This is a genomic window from Pseudomonas sp. SO81 (assembly GCF_030374125.1).
Taxonomy (GTDB): Bacteria; Pseudomonadota; Gammaproteobacteria; order Pseudomonadales; family Pseudomonadaceae; genus Aquipseudomonas.
Map to the genome: position 1 here is coordinate 1,419,263 of NZ_CP126126.1, position 13,052 is coordinate 1,432,314.

Genomic DNA, 13,052 nt, shown 5'->3' on the forward strand with positions numbered 1-13,052 from the left:
TTAGGGGTGCGCAGGCCCCCAGTCAAGACCGCTTATCCGCCGATTAGCGCTCAGCGAACCTTCGGGCCGCGCTCGTAGGCGCCCAGGTCGCACCCCACCACTCCATCGCCGTCGCCATCCTGGGGCCGCGGGTAGCCGCGCTGATCTACGGTCGGGCACATGCCGACCCCGGCATCCAGCGCCGGGCTAACCGGCGGCAGGCTGAAGGTGGGCAAGCCCGCACCGTTGTCCCGCAGTGCATACAGCACCCTGCCGTAGATGGCCTGCTCGTCGACAGACAGGTCCGCCGGGCAGTTGCCCGAATCGCTGCCGAGCAGCAGGCCGGCGGAACGCACGATGGTGCCGTAGTTGACGCAGTTGTTCTGCGGGTTGTCGACGATGATGCTGTTGCGCAGCTCGAGGAAGCCGTCGTTATACAACCCCATCTGCCCATTGCCGGCGATGGTGACATTCAGCAGCTTGAGGCGCGGGCTGCCGGGGTAGGCCCAGTGGTCCGAGCCGTTGGACACCGCCGCATCCGTCTCGGACTCCTGGCTGCCGCTGCCCGTGATCGTGGCGTTGGACAGGGTCAGCACGCCGTTGCCATCGTTGCGCACCGCGGTGCCCTGACCGTCGCCCCTGCCGCCCAGAATCGCCACGCGGGCCATGCTGGCCTCACCGATGTTGAACAGCGCCGCGCCGAAGCCGGTGACGTCATCGGTGTCCACCACGTTGTTCTCAAACAGGGTGTCGCGCACCTGCAGCCGGCCGGCGTTGAACAGCGCGCCTCCCTGGGCGCTACCGCTGTCATTGATGTTGATGACGTTGTGCTGAAAGAGGCTGTCATAGACCACCAGCGTGCCTTCGTTGTAAATCGCGCCGCCGTAGTGCTGGCCGTCCCACTGGTAGGAGATCAGGTTGTCGGCCAGGCGGCTGCGCCGCACGATGACCTGGCCGCGGTTCTCGATGGCACCGCCGTGGGTCGAGGTGAAGCCGTTGCGCAGGGTGAGGTCGCGCACATCCAATACGGCCGTGCTGGCAACTTCGAACAGGCGATCGAGCCGCCCGCCATCGATGATGCTGCTGTCTCGCCCGGCGCCCACCAGAATGACGCTGCCGGCGAGCACATCGAGGTCGCCGTTGAGATTCTCATCCTCGTCGTAGACCTCCCCCTCCTCCCCGTACTCCGGCGGCAGGGACAGCTGGAACGTGCCCGCCGGCAGCAGAATGCGGTTGGGCCCCTGGCCCGTCTGGTTGTGCGCGCTGACCGCGTCACGCAGCGAGCAATGGGTATCACAGACGCCATCGAACTGATCATCGAAACGGTTGACCCGAAAATCATGGGCCAGTGCGGGGTCGGCAAGAGCAAGAACGGATGCGCAGGCGAGCGCGAACGGGACATGACGCATGGCGGAACCCCCATGGGAAGACGTTATCGCGGATAACGCCCGGCTTCCGCTCCAGCGCCGCGTCGTAGCGGCGCATTAACCTTTAGAAGCCCACCCCGGCAGCGTCAACGCCACTCACCCGGTCAGCTCAACGCGGAGCCAGATGCGCTACCAGCAATTGCACGCTTTCGCGGCCCTGGTACTCGTTGACGTCCAGCTTGTAGGCCAGCTCCACCCAGCGCACGTTGGGGTTGGGCCAGGTGTCGCGGTCGACGTTGAAGGCGATGCCGTCCAGGGTCTGACCACCGCACTCGGTCTTCAACACCAGTTTGAGGTGCTTCTCGCCCACCACCCGCTGATTGACGATCTGGAACACGCCGTGGAACAGCGGCTCGGGGAAGTGCTGGCCCCAGGGCCCGGCATGGCGCAGGGCCTTGGCCAGCTCCAGGTGGAACTCTTCGACGCCCAGCTGGCCGTCGGACAGCAGGCGCCCGGTGAGATCGTCCTCGGTGAGCTGGCGGCGCACCTCGGCGTCGAAGGCGGCAGCGAAGGCACCGTAATTCTCCTGCGGCAGCGACAGGCCGGCGGCCATGGCATGGCCGCCAAACTTGCTGATCAGCCCCGGATGACGCGCGGCCACGGCATCCAGCGCATCGCGGATATGCAGCCCCGGCACCGAACGGGCCGAACCCTTGAGCAGGCCGTCGCCGGCATCGGCGAAGGCGATGGCCGGGCGGTGGTAACGCTCCTTGAGGCGCGAGGCGAGGATACCGATCACCCCCTGGTGCCAGTCCGCCTCGAACAGGCACAGGCCGAACGGCATGTCCTCGACGCTCATGTCCTTGAGCTGGGCCAGCGCCTCGCGCTGCATGCCCTGCTCGATGGCCTTGCGGTCCTTGTTAAGGTCGTCGAGCTGCTGGGCCATGTCGCGCACCAGCGCCTCGTCGTCGCACAGCAGGCATTCGATGCCTAGGCTCATGTCGTCCAGGCGCCCGGCCGCGTTCAGGCGCGGACCAAGGATGAAGCCGAGGTCGGTAGAGCTGATGCGCCCGTGCTGCCGCCCGGCCACCTCGAGGATCGCCCGCAGTCCCGGCCGTGCCCGGCCGGCGCGGATGCGCGCCAGGCCCTGATGGACCAGGATGCGGTTGTTGGCGTCCAGCGGCACCACGTCGGCGACGCTGCCCAGTGCCACCAGATCGAGCAGCTCGCCCAGATTCGGTTCGGCCACACCGCTACTGGTAAACCAGCCGATCTCCCGCAGCTTGGCACGCAGGGCCAGTAGTACGTAGAACATCACCCCGACCCCGGCCAGCGCCTTGCTCGGGAACTCGCAGCCCGGCTGGTTGGGGTTGACGATGGCGTCCGCCGCTGGCAGCTCCGGCCCCGGCAGGTGGTGGTCGGTGACCAGTACCTTGAGGCCGGCGGCCTTGGCCGCGGCCACGCCCTCGACGCTGGAGATGCCGTTGTCCACGGTCAGCAGCAGGTCGGGCTGGCGCTGCAGGGCCACGGCGACGATTTCCGGCGTCAGGCCATAGCCGTATTCGAAGCGGTTCGGCACCAGGTAGTCGACATGCGCCGCGCCGAGCATGCGCAGACCGAGCACGCCGACCGAGCTGGCGGTGGCACCGTCGGCATCGAAGTCGCCGACGATCAGGATGCGCTGGCGTTGCTCCAATGCCTGCACCAGCAGCTCCACCGCGCCGTCCATGCCCTTCAGCTGCTGATACGGAATCAGCCGTGCCAGCCCCTTGTCGAGCTCGGCGGCGGACTGCACACCACGGGAGGCGTACAGACGGGTCAGCAGCGGCGGCAGCTCGCCCAGATCGGGCAGCGTGGCGGGCAAGGGGCGAAGGTCGATGCGCATGGGGTATTCCGATTGTTTTGCTAGGCGTTCAGTAGCGGCGCGGAAGGCTCCCTCTCCCTTTGGGAGAGGGTTGGGGTGAGGGAAACTCCGCGCAGGCGATCAGCCCCTCACCCCTGGCCCCTCTCCCGGAGGGAGAGGGGAAGCGAGGCTCAACGCTCGCCGTGCAACCACTCCAGCGGGATCTCGTGCTGGCCGCGCTCGTCGGTGACGTAGAGCAAACCGTCGCTGATCATCACGCTCCAGCTCACCGAACGCGGCAGGTCGCGGGCCAGGTTCTCCAAGGCCTCCTGGTCCACGCCGACCACATTGATGTTCTTCAGGCTGCGCACGCCGTCGAGCACCTTGTTCTGCCACACGCGCAGGCTGCCGTAGGCCACCAGGCTGAAACGCTCGGTACGGCGCGAGCACCAGGTGATGCGCTCGGCGTCCGGCTGACCGACCTCGATCCAGTGCAGCACACGGTCGTCCAGGCTCTTCTCCCACAGCGCCGGCTCGTCGACGTCGGACAGGCCGCGCCCGAAGGCCAGCTGCTCGTGGTACCACAGCGCATAGGCGATCAGCCGCACGCACAGCCGCTCCTCGGTCTCCGAGGGATGCTTGGCCACGGTGAAACGCAGGTTCTCGTAGACGTTGCGGTCGATGTCGGTGAGGTTGAGTTCGACTTTGTAAGGCGTGGCTTGCAGGGCCATGGGCGGGCTTCTTGGCTGGCGGGAAAGGCGGCAAGTCTACCCGAAAGGCCGCCTCGCCACGAACCCGGCCGCTCAGCGGGCGAAGCGCGCCCAGAGCTGTTCGAACTCCGCCGCATAGGCCGCCAGCAGCTGCGGATGGTCGGTCACTAGCAGGTTCTCCTCGTTGCTGGTACTGGCGCTACGGGTCCAATTGAAGCTGCCATTGAGCAGCACGCGGCCATCGAACAGGGCGAACTTGTGGTGCATGTGGAAGGGGCTGTCGTCGATGCGCAGCGGCACGCCCTGGACGAGCAAATGCTGGATATCGCTACCCTCGTCGAACTGCTTGTCGTTGTCGCTGATCACCCGCACCGCCACGCCACGGCGGTGGCAGGCGACGATCTCCTCGCTGAGGCGATCGTCGGAGATGGTGTAGACGCAGATATCCACGCTGCTGCGCGCCTGGCGGCACAGCTCGCGAATCTTGCGCAGGCAGTCCTCGCCGGGGCTGAAGTGGGCGCTGGCCACGGCCGGGCGCGGCGGCGCACTGGCGGCGTCGAGAGTCTTGATCACCTGCTCCAGCCATTTCAGCGCCGGCAGCAGATTGGCCGTGTCGGTCAGCGCCAGGTCACGTACCAGGTCGAATGCGCGGTTGCGCAGGTAGCGCACCTGGTCCGGGCCCAGGTCGCTGCCCAGCTGGCGCAGCTCGTCGCGTTCCTCGTTGCTCAGCTTGAGATCGACCAGGCTGTCGCGCAGTTGCTGGTCGAGACGGGCAAAGTCCATTTCCGCATCCTCAGGTCGAACGTCGGTGCCGACTCAATGCGGCGAACAACACACCGCACAAGGCACCGAACAGGTGGTATTCGAAGGAGACGCCCTGGCTCGGCAACAGCCCGAGCCACCAGCCGCCGTAGTAGAACAGCACCAGCAGGGCGATCAGCAAACTACCCAGGCTGCGCTCGAACCAGGCGCGGGCCAGCAGCAGGCCCCACAGGCCGAACACCCAGCCGCTGGCGCCCAGGTGCATGCCCGGCCGGGCGAACAGCCAGACCAGCAGGCCGCTGCCGATGATGATGAAGGCGCTGGCGGCGAGGAACTGGCGCAGCGAACCGAGCAGCGCCAGCCAGCCCAGCAGTATCAGCCCCGGCAGGTTGTTCAGCAGGTGCCACCAGCCTGCATGCAGCCAGGGGGCGAAGAGGATGCCGGGCAAGCTGTCGACATGCCGCGGCAGAACGCCCCATACAGTGAGGGCATTGCCACTGAGGCTGTTGCCGACCTGCAGTGCCAGCATCAGTGCGGCGATGCCGGCGAGCAGGCGCAGGCGCGGAGCCAGCCAGGCCGTCACTTCTGCTCCGGCCCCACTTCGGCGGGTGCTTGCGGCGCACCGAGGAACTGGCCCAGCTCACGCAGGCGCTGGGCCATGTCGCCCATGCGATTGTGGGTGCGCAGGTCGATCTCGATCTTCTTGTCCATCGCGTTCATCAGCGGCAGGAAGCTGTTCTGCAGGGTGCCGGCCACGCTCTCCAGCAGGGTCTGCACGCCCGGCTGCGGCGGCGCCACCACTTCCACCTCGACCTGCGGCTGCACGGTACCGAGGCGCTCCAGGCCGGCCAGCAGCTCGTTCCAGGGAATCTCCTGCTGCTTCTGCGGCTCGCGCTGCAGGTTGCCGCCGAGGGCGCGGATGCCTTCCACCAGGTCGTTGAGCTGGGCCACCACGCGGGCGCCGACGTCGCTGTCGCTGCCGCCCATGGCCTTGTTGCGCAGGAAGTCGCGCTTGATCTGCTCCCAGCGGGCACGCTGCTCCTCGGTCATATTGCCGCGCAGCTCGGCCAGCTTGAGCAGATTTTCCTCGGCGCCGGTGGTGAGCAGTTGCGACTCGCCCTGGTAGTGGTCGGCGATCAGCTGCAGCAGCTCGGCGTCGTTCATCACCGCGCTGATCTTCTCGGTCATCTTGTTCATGTTGCGGTAGCTGCCCTGCAGCTTGAACGGCGGCTCGCTGCGGTACTGGTCGGCCTGGGCGGCGCTGGCGATGTACTGCTGGTTGACCCGCAGCACCACGTCGCGCACCTGCATCAGGCGCTGCAGGGTGCTGACGATCTCGTTGATCTCGGCGCCGCTGTAGCCGTGACTCAGCTCGTTGGCAGAGAACGGCTTGCCCTCTGCCTTGGCGACGAAGCGGTAGACGTCGGCCATGTCGCGGGTGGCCAGCGGCGCCAGCACCGGGTTGGAGGTCAGGCCGTTCTCGATGTAGCTGAGGGAGAAGGCCTCCTGCATGCCGCCCAGGGTGTCGCCGAGGTTATAGATATCGGCGCGGTTGGCCAGCATGTCCGGAATCTTGAAGACCTCGCCGGACTCGGTGTACGGGTTGCCGGACATGATCACGCAGAACTTCTTGCCGCGCATGTCGTAGGTCTTGGTCTGGCCCTTCCACACGCCCTCGATGCGCCGGGTGCCGTCGCACAGCGAGATGAACTTCTGCAGGAATTCCGGGTGGGTGTGCTGGATATCGTCGACATACAGCATCACGTTATTGCCCATCTCCAACGCCAGGTTGAGCTTCTCCAGCTCCTGGCGCGAGGTGGCGTCCGGCGCCTGGGCCGGGTCGATGGAGCGTACTTCGTGGCCGAGGGCCGGGCCGTTGATCTTCATGAAGATCAGGCCGAGGCGGTGCGCCACATACTCCATCAGCGTGGTCTTGCCGTAGCCGGGCGGCGAGATGAGCATCAGCAGCCCCATCAGGTCGGTGCGCTTGTTCTCGCCGGCGGTGCCCATCTGCTTGGCCAGGTTGTCGCCGATAAAGCCCAGGTACACGTCGTTGATCAGTTTGTTACGCACGAAGGAGCTGAGCGGCTTGGCCTTGAACTCGGACAGGCGCAGCGCATCGCGCTCGCGACCGATCACCTCCTGGCGCAGGGCCTGGTAGCGCTGCAGGCCGGGCAGGAAGGACGCACGGTGGCTGCGCAGGCGGGCGAACAGGTCGTCCACCGCCAGCACCAGCTGGCGTTCCTGGATGCGCGCGTGCTCGCCCATCAGATTGGCGACGGTGAAGCGCAGGTCCACTTCGGTGACGCGACCGGGGAAGCCTTCGCTCAGCAGCGACAGGGCCACCGCCTCGGCGACATAGCCGGCCAGCGGCGCGAACTCGTCCTGGGCGCAGAGGCCGCGCAGCCAGTTGTCGGCCAGCGCCCACTGGGCCGCCGGGCGGCCGTCGAGGTTGGCCAGGGCGCGCTGGTAGTCGTCCCACATGCGCGCGCCCTGCAGGCGCAGCTTGAGGCCTTCCTGCAACTGCTTGGCGTACTTGCTGAAGACGAACTCGACGCGCTCGGCGGCCAGCTCCTGCACCAGGTATTCGGCGGCCTCGCTCACCACGGTGGCGGCCAGGCCCAGAGGCTGCTCGGCGAGGAACGCCTGCAGCGCCTCGGCGACCTCACCCTGCAGTTGTTGCAGGCCTTCGCGGCGGCCGAACAGCTGCTGGATATGCCGACTGGTGCGGGCCCGCTCCGGCCACTGGGCGGCACTTTCGTTATCACGCCGCAGATCCCAGAACAGGCAGGCCAGAGCGCGCGCCTCGGCGCCGTAACGCAGCAGCCCGGCGCTGTCGCGCAGCGACAGCAGCTGGGTGAGGATGGCGGCGGTGTCGTGGTCGTGGATGCCTTTCTCGTAGCCTTCCTTGTAGCGCGGCGCGGCGAAGTCGCGGATCAGCCGGGCCAGCTCGTCCGGCTGCGCCAGTAGGGATTTCAGGCGTTCCAGGCCAAGGCCTTCGCGGCCCTCGTCGGCCGCAGCCAGCACCTCGCCGGCCAGGTATTCGGCGCGGTACAGATTTTCGGATTCGGACTCCAGCGCCACCTGCCAGAACGGTCTGAGCGCTTCCAGCTCGGCATTGGCCAGCGGCTCGAGGAAGTCAGTGCCGGTCAGGTGCAGGTACAGCTGATCGCCGCGCGGCAGCAAGGTTAGGTCCAGCTCCTGGGTGTTGACGCTGAAGCGGTGGCGCGGGCCGAGCTTGATGACGTTGCCGCCTTCCTCGAACAGCTCGCTCTTGTCGCGCAGCGCACGCACGGCCTGATCGCGGGCGCCCTTGAGACGCGCCTCGATGTCGTCGGCCTTGACGCTGTCCTTCAGCTCGCGCAAACGACCGGTCATTTCGCGCAGCTTGAGAATCAGCGGGTCGGCGGCGAAGAAGGCGTTGAGCTCCTCGACCTGGGTGAACTTGGCGGTCCGCCGGGACAGGCTGTCGAGGATGCGTTTGGCCGCATCCAGCACACTCTGCGCCTTGCGCTGGCGCTCGTCGAGCAGCGCCTGCTTGTGCGCCTCGAAGGTCTCCAACAGCTCCTCGCGCTTGGCCAGGATGTCGCCGATGAACTGCTCGTGGTCGCCGAACTGGCTCTCCAGCTCTTCCAGCTGCACCAGCAGGCGGGCCAGCTGCTCGTCGCAGCGCTCCGGATCCTGGGCCTGGCCGAGGGCGTTGGTGATGCCCTGGCTGAACAGTTTGAACTGGGCGCCGAACTGCGCCACCGTCTCGCTCGAGCCCAGGCCCTTGCGCCGCTGTTCGGCACGGGCCTTGGCCTGATTCAGGCGGGCGTAGATCTCGGAGATGGATTCGACGATGCGCGTGCGCTGGGTAGCGTCGTCGATCTTCAACGACGCCATCAGGCCGGACAACATGTCCAGGTCGGCGGCCATGGTCTGCAGCGCGGCCAGTGGCTCGGCCAGCTGCGCCACGGTTTCGGCCTTCTGCGCCTGTTCGTCGAAGCCCTGCAGGCGCACGACGAAGGGCTGCAGCGCGGCATCGCCGGCGAGGAAGGTGGCGGTGACCGCCGAGACACGCTCCTGGGCGGCCAGCAGCTCGGCCTCCATGGCATCCAGGCGCACCAGATCGATATAGCGGTATTCGCGAATGGTCAGCAGCAGGCCGCGCTGGGCGGTGATGCCGTTGAGGCCGTCGACGAAGCTCTGCGCCTGGTCCCAGCTATCCGGCAGCAGGCCGTCGAGCAGCGCCTTGTGGCGGCTCTCGGCATCGGCCATGGCCTGGGCCGACTGCTTGCGGATGCTCTCGACCTTCTCGTATTCGTCCAGCACCAGTTCGGAGGTGGCGGCGATCTCGCGCAGCAGCGGCGCCAGGCCGGCCAGTTGCTCGCCGGCCAGCCAGTGGTAGGCATCGAACAGACGGCGGGTGTTCTGACACAGCAGGCTGTAGCGCTGCACCGACACCGCCGGGGTGTCGATCTCGCGGCACAGGTCGTAGAGGTCGGAGACGCCGCGCACCAGCTCGGCATTGCCGATCTTGCCGAGGAAGCCGCTGCGCGCCGGCTGGCGGGCGGCGAATTCGTCACTGCAGAACGGCGTCTGCCAGATCTGCATCGGGTGGATGCGGGTCGGCTCCTCGCCTTCGGCGGCGAAGATCACCGTGCGGCCATCTTCCAGGCGCGCATAACCGTGGCCGAACAGCGGGTTCTGCAGCTGGCGGTTGATCATGTTGTAGGTCAGCAGCACCGCCCGTCCCTGCTCGGGGTGGTAGAAGATGTACTGCACGTCCTCGCCGTTGGGCGAGCGCACGGCGCGCTTGAAGCGCATGCCGGCCATGGATTGCTCGAAGGTCTTGTACTCGCCGTTCTGCAGGTAGTAGCCGCCGGGGAAAATGATGCCGTGGTCTTCCGGCAGCTGCACGCAGGCCTGGCCGATGGCGTCGATGCGCTCCACCTTGCCGGTGAGGCCGTTGTACACCAGGTAGCGCCACTGCTCCTCGCGGTACGGCAGCACCTTGAGCAGCACCAGGCTGCCGAGGCGGGCGAACTCGACCTGGGCATCGTCCAGCGACTGGGTCTTGTCCAGCACCTCCTCGCGGTAGATGCCCAGGCCGTCCTCGGTGTTGTTTTCGACCTTGATGGTGAGGTCGCCGCCGATGGTCTCGACGAACAGGGTGTCGAGAATGTTCAGATGCGGATGGCGGCCTTCCACTACCATCTCGCGGGTGGCCTTGATCCACTCGAAATCGAACGGCGCCGGCAGCGCGATATCACGCTCGCCGCGGTTGTCGATGTAGCGGACGTCCTTGCCGTCGATGGAGATCGACCAGCGGAACACGCGAATGTCGGTGATCCGCTCGCCGATCTGGAAGCTCGCCAGCAACTTGCCGTCGCGGATGGCCAGCTGCAGCAGACGGGTGTTCTTGTAGTAGCTGTACAGCTCGTTGAAGTCGTTGATGAAGCCGGGCGCGGCCAGGAAGGTACCTTCCAGCGGCACCGGCTCGGCCTCGTAGGCATCGCCCTCGCCCACCAGGCGGTAGAGGGAGAACACGTCGCCGACGCCGGTCTCCTTCTTCAGGCCGAGGAACACGTTGTAGCCGAACAGCAGGCAGTCGCCGACCTGGACGATGTCGCGGGCGATGCAGTTGTTCTCGGTGCGGATGCGCACGCGCCCGACCACTTCCATCTGGCTGCTGCCGAACTCCTCCAGGCGCTGGCCGTTGAGGTTCTCGGTGATCTGCCGCAGGCGTTGCCCCTGGTCCAGCAGGCGCTTGTGCAGCACCTCGTAGGCGCCGCCTTCGGCGACGGCCTTGTCCAGTACGTCCTGGGTTTGGGTTGCGGCTGGTGCGTCCGACATCGTGGCCTTCCTGGATCTGCGCTGTCTGCGGGCAATGGTGCGGGAGTGAAGCTAAAGGGCTGAGCGGGAATCTGTTGAGCGAATCAGGGTGAGAACGAGCGACTGAACTTCAGCCACCCGCTCTCGCCCTCCCGGGCACGGCATGCGCCGCGCCCGTGATCCGGCACCGCTCAGGCGCCGATTTTCTTGGCGACCTCGGCCAGCTTGTCGCGCATGGCCTGGTCGATTTCTTCCGGCTTGATCTGCGCGATGATCTTCTTCAGCACGCGGATCTCGTTGTCGTCGATCGCGCCGTCGCGCTCGGCGATGTCCAGCAGGGCGCCGAGCTCATGCACGTCCAGGCGGCCATCATTGGCGAAGCACTGGATCGAGCGGAACGACATTTCCAGATAGTCCCTGGGTTCCAACATTGCAGCTCTCCTTGTTCGATAGGCTGGGCTCATGCCCATGGCGGCGGAAGCGAGCCAATCTCGCTCCCGCCCGGGTGGTGACTCGATCAGGCCTCGGCGGCGGGCGCCACGACTTCCAGGTCAGGCTTGCGCTCGGCCGGCTTGCCGTTGAGCAGGCGTGCCAGCACGTCCTGCACCACCGGGCTCTTGCCCACCACGCCTTCGATGGCCTTGCCCACCGAGAGCGACTTGGCGAAGGAGTTGAAGAAGTCGCCCTCGCCGCCGACGATCTCGATCTTCGCCTTGGCCAGCGCGGTGGCGAGCACCTCGGCCTGGTCCTTGGCGATCTCCTTGTTGGCGGCGATGGCGGCCATGGCCTCCTCGAAGCTCTTCTCCAGCTGCATGCGGAACTCTTCGTGCTGGCGTGCGCTGTCGCTGAGGGCGTCGAGGGCGCCGAACTTCTTGCCCAGACCTTCCGCTTCCGCGTTCAGGCGCTGCAGCAGCACCTCGGCTTCCGACGTACCCAGGTCCTTGGTCGCCTGGGCCTTGGCCGCACCGAGCTGCTGCTCGCCGCGGGCCTGGGCGCCCAGTTTCTCTTCCAGCACCTTGGCTTCGGCCAGGCCATCCTTCTCCTTGGCTGCGGCCTGGGCTTCCAGAACGCGGGCCTCGGCCAGGCCTTTCTCCTGCTCGCCCTTGGCTTCGGCGATCAGCTGTTCGGCACGCACGCGCGCCTCGGCTAGACCGTCCTTCTCCTTGGCCGCGGCAGTGACTTCCAGCACGCGGGCGTCGGCCAGGCCAGGCGCGGCGCGCTCGGCCTCGATGCCTTCGGCCATGCGCTTCTTGGCCTCGGCCTGCTTGGCCGCAGCTTCCAGCTCGGCCTGGGCCAGGTTGTTGATTTCCACGGCCTTGTGCTTGGAGCGGGTCTCGTCGGCCTCGGCCTGCTTGACCTGGCGCACCAGCTCCTGTTCGGCCTGGGCCTGGGCCTGCAGCACGATGACCTGCTTGGCACGCTCGGCCTCGGACACCTCGCGCACTTCCTTGATGCGCTCTTCTTCCTGGGCCACGGTCTTCTCGACCGCGACGCGCTCGCGAATCACGTTGGCGATGTTCTTGCGCTGCTCTTCCAGGGCCTTCTCGGCCTCGATGCGCTGCAGCTCGACCTCCCGCTCGCGGGCCACCACTTCCAGGTCCTTGGCACGGGTGACTTTCTCCACCTCGATGACCACGGCACGCTGGCGGTTCTGCTGGGCCACTTCGACTTCGCGCTGATGGTTCTCGGTGCGCACGTCGATTTCCTGCTGCGACTGGATGCGCGCCTGCTCGGCCTTGAGGCGTTCCTCTTCCTTGACCTTGATGGTCTCGGCTTCCTCGCGGGCACGGATGGTCTCGACCTCGCGCTTCTGCCGCGCCTCGGCATCGGCCTGCTGGCGCTCCAGGGCCAGGGTCGCCTCGCGGGTCTCGACGTTCTTCTTCTTGATCGCCAGCTCCTCGTTGCGCTCGAGGTCGTTGGTGATGACGTTCTGCGCGGCGGTCAGCTCGGTGATCTTGCGGATACCGGCGGCGTCGAGGATGTTGCTCGGGTCCAGCGAGCTCTTGGCGGTCTGCTCCAAGTAGTCGATGGCGACGTCTTCCAGCACATAGCCGTTGAGGTCGTTGCCGATGGTCTCGACGATACGGTCGCGGAATTCCTGGCGGTTCTCGAACAGCTGGACGAAGTCGAACTGCTTGCCGACGGTCTTCAGCGCCTCGGAGAACTTGGCGTTGAACAGCTCGTTGACCGCGGCGCGGTCGGAGGCACGGTCCACGCCGATGGCCTTGGCCACCTTGAGCACGTCTTCCTGGGTCTCGTTGACGCGCAGGTAGAAGGCCACGGTGATGTCGGCACGCATGTTGTCCTTGCAGATCAGGCCGTCCTTGCCGCGACGATCCACTTCCAGGGTGATCAGCGAGATACGCATGAACTCCTTGAGGTAGATCACCGGGTACACCAGGGCACCGGTGAAGTGCACCTTGGGGGTGGAGGACATGTCGTTGACGATCAGCGCCGTGCCCTGGGGGACCTTGATATAGAAGGCCTTGAACAGAGCCAGCAGGGCCAGAAGGACGAGGACGACGAGCCCGGCGAACATCAGGCCAGGGATGATGTATTCCATTGTTTTCCAAT

General features: G+C 66.5%; 8 protein-coding genes. All 8 read right to left on the bottom strand.

The features are described 5' to 3' along the window. Window positions 1-50 precede the first annotated feature (50 nt). On the bottom strand, window positions 51-1,388 hold the full coding sequence (locus OH686_RS06825; RefSeq protein ID WP_289537100.1) for a choice-of-anchor Q domain-containing protein: 1,338 nt from the start codon (window positions 1,386-1,388) through the stop codon (window positions 51-53). 127 nt (window positions 1,389-1,515) lie between these two features. Beyond that, window positions 1,516-3,231, bottom strand: a complete 1,716-nt coding sequence (gene recJ, locus OH686_RS06830; RefSeq protein ID WP_289537102.1) for a single-stranded-DNA-specific exonuclease RecJ — start codon at window positions 3,229-3,231, stop codon at window positions 1,516-1,518. 149 nt (window positions 3,232-3,380) lie between these two features. Beyond that, window positions 3,381-3,920, bottom strand: coding sequence for a YaeQ family protein (locus OH686_RS06835; RefSeq protein WP_289537104.1), 540 nt, complete (start codon window positions 3,918-3,920; stop codon window positions 3,381-3,383). 72 nt (window positions 3,921-3,992) lie between these two features. Next, window positions 3,993-4,682 (bottom strand): phospholipase D-like domain-containing protein, encoded by a 690-nt coding sequence (locus OH686_RS06840; protein WP_289537106.1) that lies wholly within the window; start codon window positions 4,680-4,682, stop codon window positions 3,993-3,995. Window positions 4,683-4,692: 10 nt separating this feature from the next. Continuing rightward, on the bottom strand, window positions 4,693-5,190 hold the full coding sequence (locus tag OH686_RS06845) for a rhomboid family intramembrane serine protease (protein ID WP_289538849.1): 498 nt from the start codon (window positions 5,188-5,190) through the stop codon (window positions 4,693-4,695). Between the two features lie 50 nt (window positions 5,191-5,240). Further along, window positions 5,241-10,499, bottom strand: coding sequence for a DNA repair ATPase (locus tag OH686_RS06850; RefSeq protein WP_289537107.1), 5,259 nt, complete (start codon window positions 10,497-10,499; stop codon window positions 5,241-5,243). Window positions 10,500-10,669: 170 nt separating this feature from the next. Next, window positions 10,670-10,909, bottom strand: a complete 240-nt coding sequence (locus tag OH686_RS06855) for a hypothetical protein (RefSeq protein WP_289537110.1) — start codon at window positions 10,907-10,909, stop codon at window positions 10,670-10,672. Window positions 10,910-10,995: 86 nt separating this feature from the next. After that, complete coding sequence (locus OH686_RS06860; RefSeq protein WP_289537113.1) at window positions 10,996-13,041, bottom strand: flotillin family protein; 2,046 nt, start codon at window positions 13,039-13,041, stop codon at window positions 10,996-10,998. Between the last annotated feature and the right edge of the window lie 11 nt (window positions 13,042-13,052).

Coding starts and splice junctions, on each gene's coding strand:
- OH686_RS06825 (WP_289537100.1), bottom strand. CDS start 1,388: ATGCGTCATGTCCCGTTCGCGCTCGCCTGCGCATCCGTTCTTGCTCTT.
- recJ (WP_289537102.1), bottom strand. CDS start 3,231: ATGCGCATCGACCTTCGCCCCTTGCCCGCCACGCTGCCCGATCTGGGC.
- OH686_RS06835 (WP_289537104.1), bottom strand. CDS start 3,920: ATGGCCCTGCAAGCCACGCCTTACAAAGTCGAACTCAACCTCACCGAC.
- OH686_RS06840 (WP_289537106.1), bottom strand. CDS start 4,682: ATGGACTTTGCCCGTCTCGACCAGCAACTGCGCGACAGCCTGGTCGAT.
- OH686_RS06845 (WP_289538849.1), bottom strand. CDS start 5,190: ATGCTGGCACTGCAGGTCGGCAACAGCCTCAGTGGCAATGCCCTCACT.
- OH686_RS06850 (WP_289537107.1), bottom strand. CDS start 10,499: ATGTCGGACGCACCAGCCGCAACCCAAACCCAGGACGTACTGGACAAG.
- OH686_RS06855 (WP_289537110.1), bottom strand. CDS start 10,909: ATGTTGGAACCCAGGGACTATCTGGAAATGTCGTTCCGCTCGATCCAG.
- OH686_RS06860 (WP_289537113.1), bottom strand. CDS start 13,041: ATGGAATACATCATCCCTGGCCTGATGTTCGCCGGGCTCGTCGTCCTC.